The organism is Acidocella sp. C78 (assembly GCF_907164655.1).
The window spans coordinates 1-19,234 of record NZ_CAJQZK010000060.1 but is presented as its reverse complement, the minus strand read 5'-3'; the positions used below and the strand labels follow the sequence as shown (position 1 = coordinate 19,234).

Genomic DNA, 19,234 nt, shown 5'->3' with positions numbered 1-19,234 from the left:
GATGAATCTCTCCCACCTCCTTGCCGCCCGGGCCGATGCCGGGCGGCCGGTCCGCGTGCTGCTGATCGGCGCCGGGAAATTCGGCTCGATGTTCCTCTCGCAGGTGCCGCACACCAGGGGCATCGAGGTCGCCGCCATCGCCGATCTCAGGCCGGACGGCGCGCGCGCCGCCTGCCGCGCCGTTGGCTGGGACGACGCGCTTGTCGCCGCGACGCGCTTCACCGACGATGCCGGCGCGGAATTGCGGCGCGCGGATATCGACGTGGTGATCGAGGCGACGGGCAACCCGCCCGCCGGCATCGCCCATGCGCGCGCCGCCTTCGCCGCCGGCAAGCCGGTGGTGATGGTCAATGTCGAGGCCGATGCGCTGGCCGGCCCGCTGCTCGCCGCCGAGGCAGATGCGGCGGGGGTGACCTATTCGCTGGCCTATGGCGACCAGCCCGCCCTCGTCGCCGAGATGGTGGACTGGGCGCTGGCCTGCGGGTTTTCCGTGGTCGCCGCCGGCAAGGGGACGAAATACCTGCCGCTCTATCATGGCGTGACCCCGGACACGGTGTGGCAGCATTACGGGCTGACGGCGGAGCAGGCGCGCGAGGGCGGGATGAACCCGCAAATGTTCAACTCCTTTCTCGATGGCACCAAATCCGCGATCGAGATGGCGGCGATCGCGAATGCGACGGGGCTGGCCGTGCCCTCGTCCGGCCTGCATTTCCCCGCCTGCGGGGTGGACGACTTGCCGCATCTGCTGCGCCCGCGCGCGGCCGGCGGGGTGCTGGAGCGATCAGGCATGGTCGAGGTGGTCTCCTCGCTGGAGCGCGACGGGCGGCCGGTGTTCCGCGACCTGCGCTGGGGCGTCTATGCCGTGTTCGAGGCGCCGAACGACTACGCCGCCGCGTGCTTCGCGCAGTACGGGCTGAAGACCGATGCCTCCGGCCGCTATGCCGCGATGTACAAGCCCTATCACCTGATCGGGCTGGAGCTGAACGTCTCGGTGCTGTCGGTCGCGCTGCGCAACGAGCCGACCGGGCGGCCGCGCGGCTTTGCCGGCGATGTCGCCGCCATCGCCAAGCGGGATCTGGCGGCGGGCGAGGTGCTCGATGGCGAGGGCGGCTACACGGTGTGGGGCAAGCTGCTGCCGGCGCGGGCGAGTCTTGCCGCCGGCGCGCTGCCGATCGGGCTCGCGCATCACGCGCGGCTGCGGCGCGGCATCGCCGAGGGCGAGGTGGTGGGGTGGGACGATGTCGATTTCGCCGCCGCCGGATCGGCGCTGCAAACGGCGATCGCCGCACGCCGGGAGATGGAGCGGCGGTTCGCCGCCGCCTGAAGCCGCCGCCGCCGCGCCGCTTGATTTCGATCAAGGACGCGGCGGCGCGGGCGGGCCAGACAGGGCGCATGGAACAGGCCCTTCTCGCGCGCTACGACCGCCCGCTGCCCCGCTACACCAGCTATCCGACCGCGCCGCATTTCTCCGCCGCGACCGGGGCGAAGGATTATGCCGGCTGGCTCGCCGCCATTCCGCCCGATGCCCGCGCCTCGCTCTATCTGCACGTGCCGTTCTGCCGCAGCATGTGCTGGTTCTGCGGCTGCACCACGAGCGCGGTGCACAGCGTCGGCGCGCTGGAGCGCTACGCGGCGGCGCTGGAGACCGAGATCGGCCGCGTCGCCGCCGCGATCGGGCATCGTCTGCCGGCCGGGCAGATCCATTGGGGCGGCGGCACACCGACCGCCCTGCCCGCACCGCTGCTGCGCCGGGTGCATGCGGCGCTCGCCCGGCATTTCGTGCTGGAGGATGCGACCGAAATCGCCATCGAGATCGACCCGCGCACTTTGCCGCGGGACGCCACGGGGCTGCTGCGCGATCTCGCCGTCACCCGCGTCAGCCTCGGGGTGCAGGATTTCGCGCCCGAGGTGCAGGCGGCGATCGGGCGGCACCAGAGCGTGGCGCAGACCAGGGAAGCCGCCGAGGCGGCGCGGGCGGCGGGCATCGCCTCGGTGAATTTCGACCTCGTCTATGGCCTGCCGTTCCAGACCATCGATTCGCTGGAAGCGACGATCGGCGAGGTGCTCGCCCTCGGACCCGATCGGATTGCGCTCTACGGCTATGCCCATGTGCCGTGGACGCGCAAGCGCCAGCAGGTGATCGCCGAGCGTGCCCTGCCGGATGTCGCGGCGCGCTTCGCCCAGCAACAGCGCGCCGCCGAACTGCTGGTCGCCGCCGGCTACCGGCGGATCGGGCTCGACCATTTCGCGAGGCCCGAGGACGCGATGGCACGCGCCGCCGGCACCGGGGCGCTGCGGCGCAATTTCCAGGGTTATACGGTCGACCCCTCGGACCTGCTGATCGGCCTTGGCGCCTCGGCGATCTCGCGTCTGCCGCAGGGCTACGCGCAGAACGCGGTCGGCACCCAGCCTTATCTCGCGGCGATCGAAGCCGGCGGGCTCGCCACCGCCAAGGGGCTGGCGCTGGATGACGAGGACCGGCTGCGCGGGGCGATCATCGAGCGGCTGATGTGCGATCTCGCGGTCGATCTCGCCGCGTTCGGCGGCGATTCCGGCCGGTTCGGCGCCGAATGCGAGTCCCTCGCCCCGCTGGAGGCCGACGGGTTTCTGCACCGCGAGGGCAGCCGCATCGCCATCACCGAGGCCGGGCGGCCGTTCCTGCGCCATGCCGCCGCCGCCTTCGATGCCTGGCTCGGCCAGGCCGGGCGGCACGCGGCGGCGATCTGAGCGGGATCAGGAATCCGCCGCGCGGATCGCCTCCCACACGCGCAGCGGGGTGCAGGGAAGTGGCGGCAGCGTCGCACCGATCGACCGCAGGGCGTCCGCCACCGCATTGGCGACCGCCGGCAGCGCGCCGGTCGTCCCCGCCTCGCCCAGGCCCTTGGCGCCGAGCGGATTGTTCGGCGAGGGCGTCGGCAGGTCGATCGTGACGAAGCCGGGGACGTCGGCCGCGCGCGGCATCGTGTAGTCCATGAAGCTGCCGGTGAGCGGCTGGCCGGCTTCGTCGTAGCGCATCCCCTCGCCCAGCACGCCGCCCACACCCTGGACGATGCCGCCATGGATCTGCCCCTCGGCGACGACGGGATTGACCAGCACGCCGGAATCATCGGCGGCGACATAGCGCACCAGCCGGACCAGACCGGTCTCGCGGTCGATCTCCACCTCGGCGATGTGGCAGCCGGAGGGGAAGGTCGCGGCGACGGGTTTGACCCCGGTGACGGCGATTTCGCCGCCCGCGGCCGCCACCGCCTCGGCGAGGGTCATGACCGGGGTGCGGTCGCGCCGGAGGATGGCGCCGCCGGCGATGGCGAGATCCTCGGGTGCTTCATTGGCGCGCAGCCCGGCCAGGGCGAGCAGCCGCTCGCGCAGCCTGACGCCCGCATCGGCCACCGCGCTGCCGGCGCTCACCGTCGAGCGCGAGCCGATCGAGCCGGCGCCGGCGAGCGTGCTGCCGGGCGGGCTCGCAACGAGTTCGATATGAGCGGGGTCGAGCCCGGTTTCGCGGGCGAGGATGAAGGCGTAGGTTTCCGCCTGGCTCTGGCCGCTGCCGCCGGTGACGGTTTCGATGCGGGCGACGGCGTGGCCGCCTTCGAGCGAGAGGGTGACCAGCGCCTCGTCCTGCGCCGCCGCCCCGCCGCCGGCGATTTCGGTGAAGAGCGCGGCGCCGCGGCCGCGGAGCGCGCCGCGCGCGGTGGCTTCGGCGCGGCGGGCGGCGATGTCGTCCCATCCCGATTCCGCCCGGGCGGCGGCGATCAGGGCGGCATAGTCGGCGCTGTCATAGCTGGCGCCAAAGGCGGTGCGCCAGGGAAAGGCGGCGGCAGGAATCGCGTTGCGCGCCCGCAGATCGAGCGGGTCGGCGCCGGTTGCGGCGGCGGCCTCGTCCACCAGGCGCTCGACCAGCAGCGCGATATCCGGCCGCCCGGCGCCGCGATAGGGGCCGAGCGGGCCGGCATTGGTGAAATATTGCGCGAAACGGGCATGCGCCGCCGGGATCGCGTAGGTGCCGGTGCCCGATTGCAGCGCGTTATGGACGTTGACGAAGGCGCCGACGGTGGTGACATAGGCGCCGAGATCGGTCTGGTAGTCGATCTCGATCGCGGTGAAGCGGAGATCGGCATCGAGCGCGAGGCGGCCGGCGAGCCTGGTGCCGCGGCCGTGATTGTCGTTGAGGAAGGCTTCGCCGCGCGTCGGCACGTAGCGCACGGTCCGGCCGGTGGCGCGGGCGGCGAGCAGGAGGGCGGCGTGCTCGGGATAGGCCGGGCTGCGCAGGCCGAACCCGCCGCCGACATCGGGCAGTTCGATCATGATGCGCGACGCCGGCACGCCGAGCACGGCCTCGAGATCGAGCCGGATCTCGTTGATGCCCTGGTGCGGGGTGACGAGGTGATAGACGCCCGAAGCCGCGTCATACCGTGCGACGATGCCGCCGGGCTCCATCGTGGAGGGGGCGAGGCGCGGCAGGTCGAACCGCACCGCGGCGACATGCGCCGCCGTGGCGAAGGCGGCGGCGACCGACGCGGCATCGCCCGCCTCGTGCAGGAAGGCGAGATTGCCCGGCGCCTCGGGATGGATCGGCGGCGCGTCCGGCGCGGCGTCGAGCCCGACCACCGGCGGCAGCATCTCGTACTCCACCGCGATCGCCTCCGCCGCGTCCATCGCCGCGGCGAGGGTTTCGGCGACCACGCAGGCGACCGGCTCGCCGGCATAGCGCACCCGCCCCTGCGCCAGCACCGGGCGGAACGGGGCGACGAGCGGGCGCGCGCCCTCGGCGCCGTAGCGCATCAGGGCGCGGAAATTGCCGAAGCCGGCGGCGGCGCAATCCTCGCCGGTCAGCACCGCGACGACGCCCGGCATGGCCCGCGCCGCCGCGGCATCGAGCGAGGCGATCGCCGCATGGGCGTGGGGCGCGCGCAGAAAGGCGGCGGCCAGCGCGCCGTCCGGCTGGAGGTCCGCGACATAGCGCCCGGCGCCGCTGACCCAGCGGGTGCGGTCGCGCGCCGACTGGGTGAGGCGCGAGGCGTTGCCCGATAAGTTCATGTCCGTCTCCTCCCTTGCGGCCAGCGAGCGCCTCACCAGGGCAGTTCGGCGCCGGTATAGTCGAAGAAGGCGAGGCCGGGCGTGCCGCGCCGGGCGATCAGCTGATCGACCACGCGGGGGATGCTCTCGCCGATGGAGAGCGTCGCCTGCGGGCCGCCCATGTCGGTCCGCACCCAGCCGGGGGCGACGAGGGCGAGGGAGCGGGCCGAGCCCTTGTGGCGGACGGCGTAGCTGCGCATCAGCGTGTTCAGCGCCGCCTTGCTGGCGCGGTAGGCCTCGAACATGCCGGTCGTGTTGTTGGCCACACTACCGAGGCCGGAGGACATCAGCCCGATTCCGCCATCCGGTGCCACGAGGTCGGCCAGCGTCTCGACCGCGCGCATCGGGCTGAGCGCGTTGGTCAGCATCAGGTCGACGAAGGTTTCGGTGCTGACCGCGCCGATCGGCGCCGCCGGGTCGTTGGCGATTCCGGCATTGACGAAGAGCTGGTCGAACACCCGCCCTTCCAGCCGGGCGCGCAGGGCGGCGAGCTGGGCGGGATCGTTGATGTCGAGCTGTTCGATGGCGAGGCGGCCGCCTTCCCGCGCGGCAAGCTCGTGCAGGCCGGTGCGGGCGGCGCCGCGCACCGTCGCGGTCACCTGCCAGCCGCGGGCGAGATATTCCTCCGCCATCGCGAGGCCAAGGCCGCGCGAGGCGCCGAGGATGAGACAGGACGGATGCGTTGCCATGCGATTCTCCACTCCGGTGCGCCGAACTGGCGGCAGGCTACGACGATTCCCGCGCCTGCCGCCAGACGCGGCCGGGGGCGGCGTGGCGAAGCGGAACATTTCGCCGCCGCCGCGATCGTCGCCGCTTTACAGGACCGCGGGGTTCATTTAGGTGCCGCCTAACGAATATGAGAACAACGCCCGGTTGCGGGCCTACTGAACATGGGGAACATTCATGACCAACGCACACAGGGCCATGCTTGGCCTCGCCGCCGCCGCGATGCTGGCGCTGCCGGGGATCGCCTCGGCGGGCTGCGCGAGCGGCGATTTCACCGCCGCCCAGGCGGCGACCGGCAAGACCCTTTACGATGCGAACTGCGCCGCCTGCCACATGACCAACATGGAGGGCGGGTCGGGCCCGGCGATCGGCGGGGCGAAGTTCAAGTCGTATCTCGAATTCACCAAGATCACCGGCGCGCAGCTGCTGGCTTTCATCAAGTCGCAGATGCCCTACCAGGCGCCGGGCAGCCTCAAGCCGGCGGAATATGACGCGATCTTCGCGTATGTCCTGCAGCATAACGGCTATTCGTCCGGCGCCACGGCGCTCGACGCCAAGACCGCCTCCTGCGTCAAGATGCTGCCTTATCCCGGCAAGTCCTGACGCCGGACGGAACGCCGGCCGCGCGCGCGGCCGGGACTGGCTAAAACCACAGGGGAAACTCACAAAATGACAACAACGGACAATCAATCCCGCCTCGCGCGCCGGCTGCGGCTTGCCGCGCTGCCGGCGGCAGCACTGCTCGGCCTCGCGCTGGCGCAGTCGGCGCAGGCCGGCGCGGTGAAGGCCGAAGGGTCGGAGACCGGCGGGCTCACCGCGAAGGTCGGCAAGACCATCACCTCGGACGTCAACGTGTCGACCACGATGCTGGAAGCGGCGCCGAAGGCGGATGCGAACTGGCTGGTCAATGGCCGCGATTTCGACAACTCGCGCTTCTCGCCGCTCAAGCAGATCACGTCGGCCAATGTGAAGGATCTCGCTCCGGTCGCCATCGCGCAGACCGGCTACAGCGCGAGCTTCGAGACCACGCCGCTGGTGGTCAACGGCGTGATGTATCTGACGACGCCGATGGTGAACTCCAAGCAGGCGCTGATCGCGATGAACGCGACCAATGGCCAGACGCTGTGGACCTACACCTACACCGACGGCCAGATCCAGATCTGCTGCGGCCCGGTGAACCGTGGCGCGGCCGCCTCGAACGGCAAGGTCTACATGCTGACGCTGGACGATCATCTCGTCGCGGTGAACGCCAAGACCGGCGAGCAGGAATGGTCGACCAAGGTTGCCGATCCGCGCTATGGCTATTCGGAGACGATGGCGCCGACCGTCTACAAGAACATGGTCATCATCGGCAGCGCCGGCGGCGAGTGGCCGATCCGCGGGTTCGTCGCCGCCTATGACGCGACGACCGGCAAGCAGATCTGGCGCTTCCACACCACCGACAGCAAGGCCGGCTGGGAAGGCGATTCGTGGAAGACCGGCGGCGGCACCGTGTGGACGACGCCGACCGTCGATCCGAAGCGGGGCCTGCTGATCTTCGCGACGGGCAACCCGAACCCCGACCTCAACGGCTCGGCACGCAAGGGCGACAACCGCTATACCGACTCGATCGTCGCGCTCAACATCCACACCGGCAAGCTCGTCTGGTATTACCAGGAAGTGAAGCACGACGTGTGGGACTATGACGCCGTCAGCAACGCGATGCTGTTCGACGTGCGGGACCACGGCAAGATGGTTCCCGCCGTTGGCGAGGCGGGCAAGACCGCGTGGTATTACATCGTGAACCGCGAGACCGGCAAGCTGATCCGCAAGTCGCAGCCCTTCGACAAGCAGGAGAACATGTTCGCGCAGCCGACGCCGAAGGGCGTGCAGATGCTGCCGGGTGCGAATGGTGGCGCCGAGTGGTCGCCGCCGGCGTTCTCGCCGCTCACCCGCGACGTTTACGTGATGGGCATGAACCAGCTCATGACCTTCACCAACGAGAAGAGCAGCCCGGCCATCCCCGGCCAGATCCGCCTTGGCAGCACGTTCAAGAATGTCGATCACGGCATCCAGGACGGCACGCTGACGGCGATCGACGTCGATACCGGCAAGATCCGCTGGAACGACACGCTGCCGCAGCCGATGATGGGCGGCGTGCTGGCCACGGCCGGCAACCTGGTGTTCACCGGCGAGGGCAATGGCTGGTTCGACGCGATGGACGCGAAGACCGGCAAGCGCCTGTGGCGGTTCAACCTCGGCGCCGGCGTGAACGCCCCGCCGGTCGCCTATTCGGTGAACGGCCGCGAATACGTCGCGGTTGCCGCCGGCGGCAACTTCCAGCTCAGCTATCCGTATGGCGACGCGGTGGCGATCTTCGCGCTGCCGAAGAAATAAGCCCCTTTGCGCCTGCGACACGGCCGGAGCGCATCGCGCTCCGGCCATTTTCATGCCTTGCCGCCGAAGCGCCTTCCGATCAGTTGCCGCCCGAAAAACCGCCGAGCGGGCTCGGGTTGAAGTTGATCTGCAGGTCCATGATCGCCTTCGCCATTTCCATCTCGGCGCGCGCCATGTGCATCATCGCCTCATGCTCCATCTTCGGCGCGATGGCGAAGTCGGTGTGGTAGCTCCGGTTGATCTTGGCGACCAGCGCCTGCGCCTGGGTCAGGTCCGCCTTCATCGTCGTCGCCTGCTGCGGCGTCAGGCGCGTGCCCGCGTTGCCCTGTTGCGCGAATGCAGTGCCCGTCCCGGCCAGGGCAAGGGCGCCGAGCAGAATGAATGTCTTCATGGTGTCCTCCTTGTCGGATCCGCGAAGCGGATCGTCCCCGCCGTCTCCCGCAACCGCCGTTCTCGCGGCGCCGCGTGCGGCTCCTGAAAAATGCCGGCAGCACCTCGATGAATCCAATGCCGTTTGATTATCGTTTCAATGCCGCGACGGGATGCCGTGCGGGACGGATCATGCCGGCGGCCGGCGATCGCGCTCCATCCTGCCGCACCGGATCGGATATCAAGAGCAGATCCGACTCCCGCCACCTGCCGGCATCAACGCGGTCAAACGGTGCACCGTTCTAATATTACAGAATAATTTAAAAAAATACCTTTATTCTAAAGTCATAAATACGTTTTGAGGTATTTATGCACTCTCGCCAACGCATTTATTTTCAAATTGACAACAAAATTCAATAATGGAATCTCCGATTCATTGATAAATTCGATGGAGCGGACACTGAAATCCGAACGGGTAGCTTTTCTTGACGGTCTGCGCGGCCTTGCCGCCCTCCAGGTCGTCTTTCTGCACTATGTGAGCGCGTTTCTGCCGGTCCTCGCGATGGCCGGCATCGGCCCTGCCGACCTCCTCGCCTCCCATGGCTGGCAGGCCGCCATCGCCCGCTCTCCCACCGTGTTCCTGATCAACGGCTACAGTGCCGTTTACATCTTCTTCCTGCTCAGCGGTTACGTGCTGCGGCGCGCCTTCGCCCGGATCGACGGTTTCGCCTCCGGTCTCTGGCGCCGCCTCGTGCGCCTCGGCCTGCCCGCTTCCGCGGCCGTGCTGTTCGCCGGCGCATTGCTGTCGCTGGACGACCAGGCGCATCTCCATGCCGCCGCCCTCTCGGGCTCGACGCACTGGCTGGGCATCCTGCTCGCGACCCCGCCCGCCGCCGGCCCGGTTCTTCGCGACGCCGTCCTGAACAGCGTCCTCACCGGCTATGCCGGGGCGAACGGCTTTCCGTTCCTCCGCCATCTCATCCCCATGCCGGATCTCCTGCACGCCTTCGATCCGCCGACCTGGACACTCAATGTCGAACTGTCCGGATCGGTGCTCTGCCTCGGCCTCAGCTATGTCGAGCGGCGCCGGCGCGCGCTGCTGCCCTAAATCATCGCCGCCCTCGCCCTCTGGCTCGGGGCGAGCCAGTGGTTCCTCTTCGCCCTCGGCTACGCGCTTGCCGGCCTGAGCCGACCTTCACCCGGGCGTTTGCGGCAGGGCCTCGCGATCCTCTCCCTGGCCACCGGCATCCTGCTCTGCCGCCTGATCCCGCCGGCGCCGATCCTGCTGCTGCACAGCCTGCTGCGCCACCAGCACCCGCCGGATCCGTTTCACTTCTCCAACCAGGTCGGCGCGATCCTGATCTTCCTCGGCGTGCTGCACCTGCCGCGCGCCCGGCACCTGCTGGAACGCCGCAGCCCACCCTTCCTCGGCCGCATCTCGTTCAGCCTTTACCTGGTGCATTTCCCGGTCATGGCGACCATCGGGTGCAGCGTGTTCAACCTGATCGCGCCACGGTCCGGCGCAGTGCCGGGCTGCCTGGCCGCGCTCATCGCCGGCCTCGCGGTCACCCTGCCGGTCGCGGTCCTGTTCGAGCGCCATGTGGACCGGCTGGCGGTGCGCCTCAGCCGCCGCAGCCCACCCTTCCTCGCTCCCGTGCCAAGCGAACTGAGCAGCTGACCCGATCGGGTCAGCCGGGGCCCCGGTGCGACTTGCACGGATGCCGGCCGATCAGGGCCGCACGCAACCGCGCGATCGGCCATGCCGCCAAGGCATCCGCGAAACGTCGATCATGTCCTGGAAAACGCTGGTGGAGCCAATCGGAATCGAACCGACGACCTCCTGAATGCCATTCAGGCGCTCTCCCAACTGAGCTATGGCCCCACCGTGCGTGAGGGCCCTATTAGACCGAGTTCGCGGCCGCGGCAAGGGCTGCGGAGGACAAACCGGCCATGAAATGTGACGGGGGCAAGACGCCGCGCGGGAGGGGGCGGCGGGGTGGGCGCGCGGGGGGACGAGAAAACTGTACGGATGTTCAATTCCGGATCGACACGGGCGGCACTGGCCGGTAGTGTCGCGACGCACCAGGGAGACGACGCCATGTCCATGATCGTCGACAGACGCGACCTCGACTTCATTCTGTTCGACCTGCTCGGGATGGACGAGTTGCTGCGCCACGAGCGCTTCGCCGCGTTCGACCGCGACGCCTGCACCCAGATGCTCGACACCGCGCAGGCGATCGCCGAGGAGCTGTTCCTGCCGATCGCCGCAGAGGTGGACGCGCAGGAGCCGCGCTTCGTCGATGGGCGGGTGGAGATGCCGGAGGGGACCGGGCGCGCGCTGCGCGCCTGCGCCGCCGCGGGGTTCTTCGCCCTGCCCTTCGCGCTGGAGCATGGCGGGTTGCAGGCGCCGCGGGTGCTGCACACGGCGGCCAGCGGCATTTTCACCTGTGCGAACACCGCCGTCGCCAATTACGCGTTTCTCACCGTCGGCGCAGCCAATCTGCTCGCCGCCTTCGGCAGCGCGGCGCTGCGCCAGAACTTCCTGCCGCCGATGCTGGAGGGGCGCTGGTTCGGCACGATGTGTCTTTCCGAACCGCAGGCCGGATCGTCGCTCGCCGACATCACCACCACGGCGACGCCGCGCGCGGACGGGACGTTTTCGCTGCGCGGCAGCAAGATGTGGATTTCGGGCGGGGATCAGGAGGTTTCGGAGAATATCGTGCACATGGTGCTGGCGCGGATCGCCGGCGCGCCGGCGGGGACGCGCGGCATTTCGCTGTTCCTCGTGCCCAAGCGCCGGGTCGATGAGAGCGGCGCCGTCGGCGCGAGCAACAACATCGCCCTCGCCGGGTTGAACCACAAGATGGGCCAGCGCGGCACCACCAACTGCCTGCTGAATTTCGGCGAGAGCGGCGAGACGATCGGGTATCTGATCGGCGAGGCGCATCGCGGCCTCGGATACATGTTCCAGATGATGAACGAGGCGCGCATCGGCGTTGGCCATGCCGCGGCGATGTCCGCCCTCGCCGGCTATCGTCATTCGGCGGAGTATGCCCGCACCCGCATCCAGGGGCGCAAGGCAGGGCAGAAGGACCCGGCGGCGGCGGTGCCGATCATCGAGCATGCCGATATCCGCCGCATGCTGCTGGCGCAGAAGGCGGCGGTGGAGGGCGCGCAGGCGCTCTGCCTCTATGCCGCGCAACTGGTCGACCGGCAGGAGATCGCGACCGATGCGGCGGAGGCCGAATGGCTCGGCACGCTGCTCGGGCTGCTGACGCCGGTGGTGAAATCCTGGCCCTCGGAACACTGTCTCGAAGCCAACAAATGGGCGATGCAGATTCTCGGCGGCTATGGCTACACGCGGGACTATCCGCTGGAGCGGCTCTATCGCGACAACCGGCTGAACCATATTCACGAAGGCACGTTCGGCATTCAGGGCATCGACCTGGTGGGCCGCAAGCTCGGCGGGGACAATGGGGAGGCGCTGCGCCGCTTCGCCGCGCAGATGCGCGAGACAGCGGCGCGGGCGGGGCTTCAGCCCACCCTCGCGGCGGAGGCCGCGCGGCTTGGCGGCGCGCTCGACCAGCTTGAGCGCACGGCCGCAGCACTGCTCGGCTGCGCCGACATTCCCCGGCGGCTGGCCAATGCCACTGTGTTTCTCGATGCGTTCGGGCATGTCGTGATCGGCTGGCTGTGGCTGTGGCAGGCGCTGGCGGCCACCGCTGCGCGCGGGGGCGACGCCTCGGCCGATGAGCGCCTGTTCCTTGAGGGCAAGATACTGACATGTCGTTATTTCATGGCGCATGAGCTGCCGCTGGCGGTTGCACGCCTCGCGCTGTGCGCGACGCTGGAGACCAGCAGCCTCGACGCGCCGGCCGCGCTGTTCGCGCTCTAGCGGGGGGCTTCGGCGCATGGTGCAGGATCGCAGCCTGCGCACGCGGCAGCGGATTCATGAAGGTGCCGTCGGCGTTCTTGCCAAGGGCGGGGTTTCCGGGCTGACCCATCGGGCGGTGGCGGCAGCGGCGGGCGTGAGCCTTGCCGCGACGACTTATCATTTCGATTCGAAAACAGAACTCATCGCCAGCGCCTCCCGCCATCTGATGAGCGGCTATCTCGACGCGTTCGCCCGGCTCGAACGCCGCGTCAGCGCCGGCGAGGCGACCGGGCTCGGGCGGATCGACGATCTTGTGATCCGCGTCGTGCTCAACGCGCTCGGCCGCGAGCGGACGCGCTCGCTGGCCTGGTGCGAGCTGATCCTGCATGGCGGGCGGGGCGCGGAGGGGCGGAGGCTGGCGCAGGGCTGGTACGCGCGGCTCGACGAGATCTGGCACGCCATCGGCGCGAATCTCGGCTTCGGGCTCGACCGCGGCGCGGCCCGCGCGGCGATCGACCGGGCGATCGGCCTGACCTTCCTGCTCCATCCGCTCGGGCTGGAGCCGGAGGCGGCGCGCGATCTCATCGAGGGAAGGCTCGACTTCGCGCGGTTCGGCCCGGCCGATCCCGCGGCGGAGGGCGAGGCTGGCGCCGCCACCGCGCGCCAGCGCGAGACCCGCGCGCGGATCGTGCAGGCGACGATCGACATTCTCGTCGAGTCCGGGGCCGGGGCGGTGAGCTGGGCCGCCATCGCCCAGCGCGCCGGGCTCGCCCGCAGCGGGCCGGCCTATTATTTCCCGGCGATCGGCGCGCTGCTCGCCACCGCGCAGGTCGCGCTGTTCGAGCGGGCGAAGGCGCGCTACCGCGCGGGCTTCGGCGCGATCGACCCCGCCGCGATCGACGAGGCGCGGCTGGTCGATCTCACCACGGCGATCTGGTTTCGCGAGGTGCTGGAGCATGCGCGCGAGGCGCTCGGCCATTACGCCGTGTTTCTGCGCGCCGCCCAGGCGCCCGGCGAGAGCGTGGCGCTGCGCGCCGCACTCGCGGCCACGCTGCGCGACCAGCACCAGGCCTGGCGCCGGCGGCTGGCGGCGATCGGCGCGGCGCCGCCGCACCCCGCCGGGCCGCTCGCGGTGCAGGCCGTCTTCGTCGGCAAGCTGATCCGCGCCGCCGCCACCGGGGCGGATACGGCGCTGCTCGCGCTGGCGCGGGAGGATTTCGCCGCCGCGATTGCCGGGGCGATCCGCCCGGAAAAACCGTACGTTCATCCAAAACCGGCTTGCCAGCCGGGCCCGCCTGGCTTAGCTGAACAGAGAGAAGCGCCGCTTCGCGGCCCGGAACCATAAGGGAGGACCGGCATGATCGATCCGGCATCGCTGTTTTCGTTGCAGGGGCGCGTCGCCCTCGTCACCGGCGGCTCGCGCGGCATCGGCCGGATGATCGCCGAGGGGTTCCTCGCCCAGGGCGCGCGGGTCTACATCTCGGCGCGCAAGGAAGCGCAGTGTCGCGAGGCCGCGGCCGAACTCGGGCCCGATTGCATCGCCCTGCCGGCCGACATCTCCACCGTCGAGGGTGCCCGCGCGCTGGCCGCCGCCATCGGCGAACGCGAGCCGGCGCTCGACATTCTGGTGAACAACGCCGGTGCTGCCTGGGGCGCGCCGTTCGAGAGCTTCCCCGAGCATGGCTGGGACAAGGTGTTCGACGTCAATGTGAAGGCGCCGTTCTTCCTGACCCAGGCGCTGCACGGCGCGCTGAAGGCGGCGGCGCGGCCCGACCGCCCGGCCAAGGTGATCTGCGTCGGCTCGATCGACGGGCTGCGCGTCAACGCCTGGGAGACCTACAGCTATCAGGCATCGAAAGCGGCGATCCATCACCTGATGCGGCGGATGGCGGCGCGGCTGATCCGCGACAACATCGTCGCCAGCGCCATCGCCCCCGGCGCGTTTCCCTCCGAGATGAACCGCGCCGCCCGCGACCGGGGCGAGACGGTCGCCGCCGCGATCCCCGCCCGCCGCATCGGCCGCGCCGAGGACATGGCGGGGGCCGCGATCTATCTTGCCAGCCGCGCCGGCGATTATGTCGTCGGCCAGGTGCTCACCGTCGATGGCGGCCTCGTCGCCGCCAACCCGGTGGAGACGGCCGAACCCTGAGGCCCTCCACCCCATTTTCCGCCAGAGGAGCGAACAGCCATGCGTGACGCCGTGATCGTCTCGACCGCCAGAACCCCGATCGGCCGCGCCTATCGCGGCGCCTTCAACGCAACGCCGGCCCCCACCCTCGCCGCCCACGCGCTGCGCGAGGCAGTGCGCCGCGCCGGGATCGACCCCGCCGAGATCGACGACTGCCTGATCGGCAGCGCGCTGCCCCAGGGCGGCCAGCACACGATCGGCCGCACCGCGGCGCTCCGCGCCGGCCTGCCCGTCACCGTGCCGGGCATGACGATGGACCGGCAATGCTCCTCCGGCCTGATGACCATCGCCACCGCGGCGAAGCAGGTCATCGTCGACCGGATGGACGTGGTGCTGGCCGGCGGCGTCGAGTCGATCTCGACGGTGCAGACCGAGGCGATGCGGGTCGATCGCGACCCCGAGCTGCTGGCCCTGCACGCCGACACCTACATGCCGATGATCGACACCGCCGAGGTGGTGGCGAAGCGCTACAACGTCTCGCGCGAGGCGCAGGACGCCTACGCCCTGCAATCGCAGCTTCGCACCGCCAGCGCCCAGCAGGCCGGCCGGTTCGACGCCGAGATCATCCCCGTCACCGCGACCAAGACGGTGACGGACCGCGCCACCGGCGCCACCAGCCAGCAGACCGTCACCCTCGCCGCCGATGAGGGCAACCGGCCGGAGACGACCGCCGAGGGCCTCGCCGGGCTCAAGCCGGTGCGCGAGGGCGGCTGCATCACCGCGGGCAACGCCAGCCAGCTCTCGGACGGCGCCTCGGCCTGCGTGGTGATGGAGGCGAAGCTCGCCGAACAGCGCGGCCTGCAGCCGCTCGGCCGCTATGTCGGCATGGCCGTCGCCGGCACCGAGCCGGACGAGATGGGCATCGGCCCGGTCTTCGCGGTGCCCAAGCTGCTCTCGCGCTTCGGGCTCGGCGTCGGCGATATCGGCCTGTGGGAGCTGAACGAGGCCTTCGCCGTGCAGGTGCTCTATTGCCGCGACCGTCTCGGCCTGCCGGACGAGCTGCTCAATGTCGATGGCGGCTCGATCTCGATCGGGCATCCCTATGGCATGTCCGGCGCGCGCATGGTCGGCCACGCGCTGATCGAGGGCAAGCGCCGCGGCGCGCGCCATGTGGTGGTGACGATGTGCGTCGGCGGCGGCATGGGCGCGGCCGGCCTGTTCGAGGTTCTGTGAGCGCCCCGGCGCTCACCCTCGCCGACTATCGCACGCTGGTCGGCACCGAGGTCGGCTGTTCGGGCTGGATCGAGGTCGGCCAGGCGCGGATCGACGCCTTCGCCGAGGTGACGGAGGATGACCAGTTCATCCATGTCGATCCCGAGCGGGCGCGGGAGAGCCCGTTCGGCGGGACCATCGCGCATGGGTTCCTCACCCTCTCGCTGCTCAGCCGCATGGCCTACGACACGCTGCCGAGGCTCGCGGGGGTGGCGATGTCGGTGAATTACGGGATGAACAGCCTGCGGTTTCTGGCCCCGGTGCGCGCCGGGTCGCGCATCCGTGGCCGGTTCGCGCTGGCCGATCTCGCCGAGAAGGGCGAAGGCCGCATCCTGCTGACGCATGACGTGACGATGGAGATCGAGGGGCAGCCGAAACCGGCGCTGGTGGCGCAGTGGCTTACGATGCTGGCGCTGGGCTGAGGGCCGAGGGCGGTGTCTCGGCGTCGGGCAGCCCCGGCGCCGTCGCCCAGGCGAGTTCGACCAGGGTGACGATGCGCCGCCCTGCCCCGTCGAGCTGGCAGACGATCAGCCCCTGCTCTTCCATGTAGGCGAGCAGCCGGCGGGCGCGGCCGAGCGAGCGGGTGCCATAGGCCCGCGCGATCGCGGGGTCGCCGGGACAGGGCTGGCCGTCGCGCGCGGCGCGGGCGATCATCAGGAAAATCCCCTGCATGTCCTCGGGCAGGATGGCGGCGCGGGACAGCACATCCTGCCAGACCGCATCCTCCGCCATCGCCGCGCTGATCCCGGCGCGCGCGCGGGTCAGCATCCGCCGGAAGGCGGCGAGGTCGGGGGCGGCGGCGCCCAGCGCCTCGATCCGGCAGCGGACCAGGAAATCCTGATACAGCACGCCGACCGGACGGAACCCCGCCTCGGGATCGGCCAGGAGATCGGCGAGGATGCGCTCGAGCCGGGCCTGATGCGCGGCCCGTTCGGCCGGGCTCTGCGGCGGCGGCGACTCGGCGGCGAGGCTTTCCATCGCCGGCCGGGCCGCCATCAACTGGCTCAGCAGGTCGGGCGGCGGCGGGGATGGGGCGCGGCGCGGCGGGCGCGCGGCCTCGGGCGGCGGCGGGGCGAGGATGACGGTCTGCGCATCCTCGATCGTGGCCTGGGGCAACGGGGTGAGGCGCGGGGTGGCGTGGCGCGCCTCGGTCTCGGTGGAGCCGATCCGCAGCGCCAGCGGCCGGCGCGACAAGGCGGGGCCGAGGGCGATGAAATGCCCGCGTTCGAGATCGCGGAACGCCTCGGCCTGGCGGCGCTCCATGCCGAGCAGGTCGGCGGCGCGGGCCATGTCGATATCGAGGAAGGTCCGCCCCATCAGGAAGTTGGAGGCCTCGGCGGCGACGTTCTTGGCGAGCTTGGCGAGGCGCTGGGTGGCGATGATGCCGGCGAGGCCGCGCTTGCGGCCGCGGCACATCAGGTTGGTCATGGCGCCCAGCGAGAGCTTGCGCGCCTCGTCCGACACCTCGCCGGCGGCGGCGGGGGCGAAGAGCTGCGCCTCGTCCACCACCACCAGCATCGGATACCAGTGGTCGCGCGGGACCTCGAACAGCCCGCCGAGAAAGGCGGCGGCGCGGCGCATCTGGTTCTCGGCGTCGAGACCCTCGAGATTCAGCACGGCGGACACACGGTGCGCGCGCGCGCGCTCGCCGGCGAGTTGCAGCGCCGGCTCGGAATGCGCCTCGGCATCGATCACCAGATGGCCGAACCGCTCGGCGAGGGTGACGAAATCGCCCTCGGGGTCGATGATCGCCTGCTGCACCCAGGCGGCACTCTGTTCCAGCAGGCGGCGGAGCAGGTGGGACTTGCCGGAGCCGGAATTGCCCTGGACCAGCAATCTCGTGGCCAGCAGTTCCTCAAGGTCGAGCACGGCAGGCGCGTTGCCGGCCGCCACACCCATCTCGATTGCCACGGTCATGGTCCGATTCGCTGCCTCCTGGTGCATGGCCCGGCCCGGGCTGTATCGCGTTCGGGCAAGACTACGTGCTTCGTCAATAGAATGGCGCGCGGCGGCCGCCCCGCCTGGGGGGCGCCGCGCGCCGGGCGGACCGGCTTATCAACCGCGCGGCGCCGCGTCGAGCCGGTGCGTCGGAATGACGTGGCCAATGTTCACAAAATTATGTGGAAGTCTGTGCCTTGTCGTAACGGTTCGTTAATTTTTAACGTCTAGATACAATCCTGCACGAGCGCAAAAAAGCGTGCGCCGGCTGGCAACAACCGCACGCCGCAGGCCGTGCAAAACGCACGGGGACCGCGCCCGCCGCCGAAAAATGTCGTCGGCAACTCGGTGACTGCCGTGAGAGAGCGGCACCTTTTTGTCCGGGATCGCTCGGGCGAATTTATCCAGGATCGCTCCCGCGAACGGGCCGGGCGGCCGGTCAGCCGGAGATCAGCGCCGCGAATCCAGCCGCCCAGAGTTCCGCATTCGCCACATCGTTGATGCAGAGACAGCCTTCCGGGGCGAAGCGGGTTGCGCGCTCGAGCAGCTGGATATCCGCCTCATGCTCGCGCGCCACATGCGGGTCCTCGAAAAAGATCAACCGCCGGCAACGCCCTTCCAGCACCTCCTCGGCGATCTGCGCATCGCCGCCGCGCGGGCCGGACTGGAAGGCGGTGGTCCAGCCCGGCACGGGCGGCGGCAGCCGCGAACGGAATGCCGCCGCCTCGGCCGCAAGCCGCGCCGGCACCTCGCCGTTCAGCAGCCCGCCGGTGGTTCCGGTGGCAAGGCGCCGGCTGAAGCGCGACAGCAGCGCGTGGTGCCGCCGGGCGAAATCCAGCATCACCGGCTTCTGGGTGTCGTGGGCGATCAGCCCGATCGTTTCCGCCGCGACCGCTTCGGGCCGCACCCAGCGGACGAGTTGCGCCGCAAGCCCGGTGCGGTCGATTCCGGCCAGACGATTCCAGACCAGAGCGCACCATTCCGAGGCGGCGCCACGATTGGTCAGGAACGCTCGCCCATGCACGACGCATTGCCGCTTCAGCGCCTGCATCTCGGGGAAAACGCCGATCGGGTCGACCGGATCGATCAGGTAGATCACGAAATCGAGCGCCGCATGGCCGGCGGCATCCGGCACCACCATCGACGTGAGAGTGATCACCCCACCCTCACGCGCGGGGCGCAGACGAACCGGCGGGTTGCCGCCGAGCAGGCCGGAGGCAAGGATGGCATCGCAGGTGGCGCCAACCGCGTGCAGCCGCACCCGGGGGGCGGCGAGAAATGGCGCGAAGTCGCGCAGGAAGCCGAAGAGCGGCGAGTCGGCGCCGCTTCGCAATGCCGCCGATGCCGCGATGCCGATCCGCACAACCCCCGTTTCATCGCCGCTCGTCACGTTCATCTTCCGCCCCCCCCGTCATGCCCGGCCTCTGCGGGTGGGGTGAGAGTCGAGGCCTGACACAAAAAAATCAATAGGTATC

Annotated in this window: 16 protein-coding genes and 1 tRNA gene; 11 read left to right on the top strand and 6 right to left on the bottom strand. The window is 70.1% G+C overall.

What is annotated here, in order from left to right; all coding sequences use genetic code 11:
- Position 1: 1 nt before the first annotated feature.
- Both ACIDOCELLA78_RS80725 and hemN read left to right on the top strand, forming a co-directional pair.
- A complete protein-coding gene (locus ACIDOCELLA78_RS80725) occupies positions 2-1,324 on the top strand; it encodes an NAD(P)H-dependent oxidoreductase (RefSeq protein WP_201727414.1) in 1,323 nt (440 codons plus the stop codon).
- A gap of 68 nt (positions 1,325-1,392) precedes the next feature.
- Positions 1,393-2,727 carry an oxygen-independent coproporphyrinogen III oxidase gene (gene hemN, locus ACIDOCELLA78_RS80720; protein WP_201727413.1) on the top strand — a complete coding sequence of 445 codons (1,335 nt, stop codon included), beginning with the start codon at positions 1,393-1,395 and terminating at the stop codon, positions 2,725-2,727.
- A gap of 6 nt (positions 2,728-2,733) precedes the next feature.
- Here hemN and ACIDOCELLA78_RS80715 read toward each other — a convergent pair whose 3' ends face one another.
- Positions 2,734-5,037 carry a xanthine dehydrogenase family protein molybdopterin-binding subunit gene (locus tag ACIDOCELLA78_RS80715; protein ID WP_201727412.1) on the bottom strand — a complete coding sequence of 768 codons (2,304 nt, stop codon included), beginning with the start codon at positions 5,035-5,037 and terminating at the stop codon, positions 2,734-2,736.
- Between the two features lie 32 nt (positions 5,038-5,069).
- Entirely contained in the window at positions 5,070-5,765 is a 696-nt protein-coding gene (locus ACIDOCELLA78_RS80710; protein WP_201727411.1) for an SDR family NAD(P)-dependent oxidoreductase, read from the bottom strand.
- A gap of 214 nt (positions 5,766-5,979) precedes the next feature.
- On the opposite strand from ACIDOCELLA78_RS80710, the gene ACIDOCELLA78_RS80705 reads away from it, so the two are divergent.
- Entirely contained in the window at positions 5,980-6,405 is a 426-nt protein-coding gene (locus ACIDOCELLA78_RS80705) for a c-type cytochrome (protein WP_201727410.1), read from the top strand.
- A 66-nt stretch (positions 6,406-6,471) separates the two neighbouring features.
- Positions 6,472-8,178 (top strand): PQQ-binding-like beta-propeller repeat protein, encoded by a 1,707-nt coding sequence (locus ACIDOCELLA78_RS80700; RefSeq protein ID WP_201727409.1) that lies wholly within the window; start codon positions 6,472-6,474, stop codon positions 8,176-8,178.
- Positions 8,179-8,257: 79 nt separating this feature from the next.
- Here the strand turns inward: ACIDOCELLA78_RS80700 and ACIDOCELLA78_RS80695 are convergent, their stop codons facing one another.
- Positions 8,258-8,569 (bottom strand): hypothetical protein, encoded by a 312-nt coding sequence (locus ACIDOCELLA78_RS80695; protein WP_201727408.1) that lies wholly within the window; start codon positions 8,567-8,569, stop codon positions 8,258-8,260.
- A gap of 426 nt (positions 8,570-8,995) precedes the next feature.
- Here ACIDOCELLA78_RS80695 and ACIDOCELLA78_RS80690 point away from each other — a divergent pair, with 426 nt between their 5' ends.
- Together ACIDOCELLA78_RS80690 and ACIDOCELLA78_RS80685 are read left to right on the top strand one after the other, a co-directional pair.
- Positions 8,996-9,655, top strand: a complete 660-nt coding sequence (locus tag ACIDOCELLA78_RS80690; RefSeq protein WP_249674835.1) for an acyltransferase family protein — start codon at positions 8,996-8,998, stop codon at positions 9,653-9,655.
- Between the two features lie 99 nt (positions 9,656-9,754).
- On the top strand, positions 9,755-10,225 hold the full coding sequence (locus tag ACIDOCELLA78_RS80685) for an acyltransferase (RefSeq protein ID WP_249674833.1): 471 nt from the start codon (positions 9,755-9,757) through the stop codon (positions 10,223-10,225).
- Positions 10,226-10,353: 128 nt separating this feature from the next.
- On the opposite strand, the gene ACIDOCELLA78_RS80680 is transcribed toward ACIDOCELLA78_RS80685, so the two are convergent.
- Positions 10,354-10,429 (bottom strand) — tRNA-Ala (locus tag ACIDOCELLA78_RS80680).
- 222 nt (positions 10,430-10,651) lie between these two features.
- Here ACIDOCELLA78_RS80680 and ACIDOCELLA78_RS80675 point away from each other — a divergent pair.
- Genes ACIDOCELLA78_RS80675 through ACIDOCELLA78_RS80655 form a run of 5 tightly spaced genes read left to right on the top strand, consistent with a single transcriptional unit; the run spans position 10,652 to position 16,243 of the window.
- Positions 10,652-12,442: an acyl-CoA dehydrogenase gene (locus ACIDOCELLA78_RS80675; protein WP_249674829.1), complete on the top strand. Its 1,791-nt coding sequence runs from the start codon at positions 10,652-10,654 to the stop codon at positions 12,440-12,442.
- A gap of 16 nt (positions 12,443-12,458) precedes the next feature.
- Positions 12,459-13,766: a TetR/AcrR family transcriptional regulator gene (locus ACIDOCELLA78_RS80670; RefSeq protein WP_201727406.1), complete on the top strand. Its 1,308-nt coding sequence runs from the start codon at positions 12,459-12,461 to the stop codon at positions 13,764-13,766.
- A gap of 12 nt (positions 13,767-13,778) precedes the next feature.
- The gene (locus tag ACIDOCELLA78_RS80665) at positions 13,779-14,570 is read left to right on the top strand and encodes an SDR family oxidoreductase (RefSeq protein WP_201727405.1); all 792 of its coding nucleotides are present in this window, start codon (positions 13,779-13,781) and stop codon (positions 14,568-14,570) included.
- A 39-nt stretch (positions 14,571-14,609) separates the two neighbouring features.
- Positions 14,610-15,782, top strand: a complete 1,173-nt coding sequence (locus ACIDOCELLA78_RS80660) for an acetyl-CoA C-acyltransferase (RefSeq protein ID WP_201727404.1) — start codon at positions 14,610-14,612, stop codon at positions 15,780-15,782.
- Positions 15,779-16,243: a MaoC family dehydratase gene (locus tag ACIDOCELLA78_RS80655; protein WP_201727403.1), complete on the top strand. Its 465-nt coding sequence runs from the start codon at positions 15,779-15,781 to the stop codon at positions 16,241-16,243. The genes ACIDOCELLA78_RS80660 and ACIDOCELLA78_RS80655 overlap by 4 nt, the downstream gene beginning before the upstream one ends.
- Here ACIDOCELLA78_RS80655 and ACIDOCELLA78_RS80650 read toward each other — a convergent pair.
- Both ACIDOCELLA78_RS80650 and ACIDOCELLA78_RS80645 read right to left on the bottom strand, forming a co-directional pair.
- Entirely contained in the window at positions 16,221-17,738 is a 1,518-nt protein-coding gene (locus ACIDOCELLA78_RS80650; RefSeq protein ID WP_201727402.1) for an ATP-binding protein, read from the bottom strand. The genes ACIDOCELLA78_RS80655 and ACIDOCELLA78_RS80650 overlap by 23 nt on opposite strands.
- A 460-nt stretch (positions 17,739-18,198) precedes the next feature.
- Positions 18,199-19,155, bottom strand: a complete 957-nt coding sequence (locus ACIDOCELLA78_RS80645) for a methylglyoxal synthase (RefSeq protein WP_201727401.1) — start codon at positions 19,153-19,155, stop codon at positions 18,199-18,201.
- Between the last annotated feature and the right edge of the window lie 79 nt (positions 19,156-19,234).

Excerpts from the sequence above, each read along its gene's own strand:
- ACIDOCELLA78_RS80690 (WP_249674835.1), top strand. The coding sequence starts at position 8,996 with ATGGAGCGGACACTGAAATCCGAACGGGTAGCTTTTCTTGACGGTCTG.
- ACIDOCELLA78_RS80700 (WP_201727409.1), top strand. The coding sequence starts at position 6,472 with ATGACAACAACGGACAATCAATCCCGCCTCGCGCGCCGGCTGCGGCTT.
- ACIDOCELLA78_RS80715 (WP_201727412.1), bottom strand. The coding sequence starts at position 5,037 with ATGAACTTATCGGGCAACGCCTCGCGCCTCACCCAGTCGGCGCGCGAC.
- ACIDOCELLA78_RS80710 (WP_201727411.1), bottom strand. The coding sequence starts at position 5,765 with ATGGCAACGCATCCGTCCTGTCTCATCCTCGGCGCCTCGCGCGGCCTT.
- ACIDOCELLA78_RS80695 (WP_201727408.1), bottom strand. The coding sequence starts at position 8,569 with ATGAAGACATTCATTCTGCTCGGCGCCCTTGCCCTGGCCGGGACGGGC.
- ACIDOCELLA78_RS80705 (WP_201727410.1), top strand. The coding sequence starts at position 5,980 with ATGACCAACGCACACAGGGCCATGCTTGGCCTCGCCGCCGCCGCGATG.
- ACIDOCELLA78_RS80675 (WP_249674829.1), top strand. The coding sequence starts at position 10,652 with ATGATCGTCGACAGACGCGACCTCGACTTCATTCTGTTCGACCTGCTC.
- ACIDOCELLA78_RS80670 (WP_201727406.1), top strand. The coding sequence starts at position 12,459 with ATGGTGCAGGATCGCAGCCTGCGCACGCGGCAGCGGATTCATGAAGGT.
- ACIDOCELLA78_RS80665 (WP_201727405.1), top strand. The coding sequence starts at position 13,779 with ATGATCGATCCGGCATCGCTGTTTTCGTTGCAGGGGCGCGTCGCCCTC.
- hemN (WP_201727413.1), top strand. The coding sequence starts at position 1,393 with ATGGAACAGGCCCTTCTCGCGCGCTACGACCGCCCGCTGCCCCGCTAC.
- ACIDOCELLA78_RS80645 (WP_201727401.1), bottom strand. The coding sequence starts at position 19,155 with ATGAACGTGACGAGCGGCGATGAAACGGGGGTTGTGCGGATCGGCATC.
- ACIDOCELLA78_RS80725 (WP_201727414.1), top strand. The coding sequence starts at position 2 with ATGAATCTCTCCCACCTCCTTGCCGCCCGGGCCGATGCCGGGCGGCCG.
- ACIDOCELLA78_RS80660 (WP_201727404.1), top strand. The coding sequence starts at position 14,610 with ATGCGTGACGCCGTGATCGTCTCGACCGCCAGAACCCCGATCGGCCGC.
- ACIDOCELLA78_RS80650 (WP_201727402.1), bottom strand. The coding sequence starts at position 17,738 with ATGACCGTGGCAATCGAGATGGGTGTGGCGGCCGGCAACGCGCCTGCC.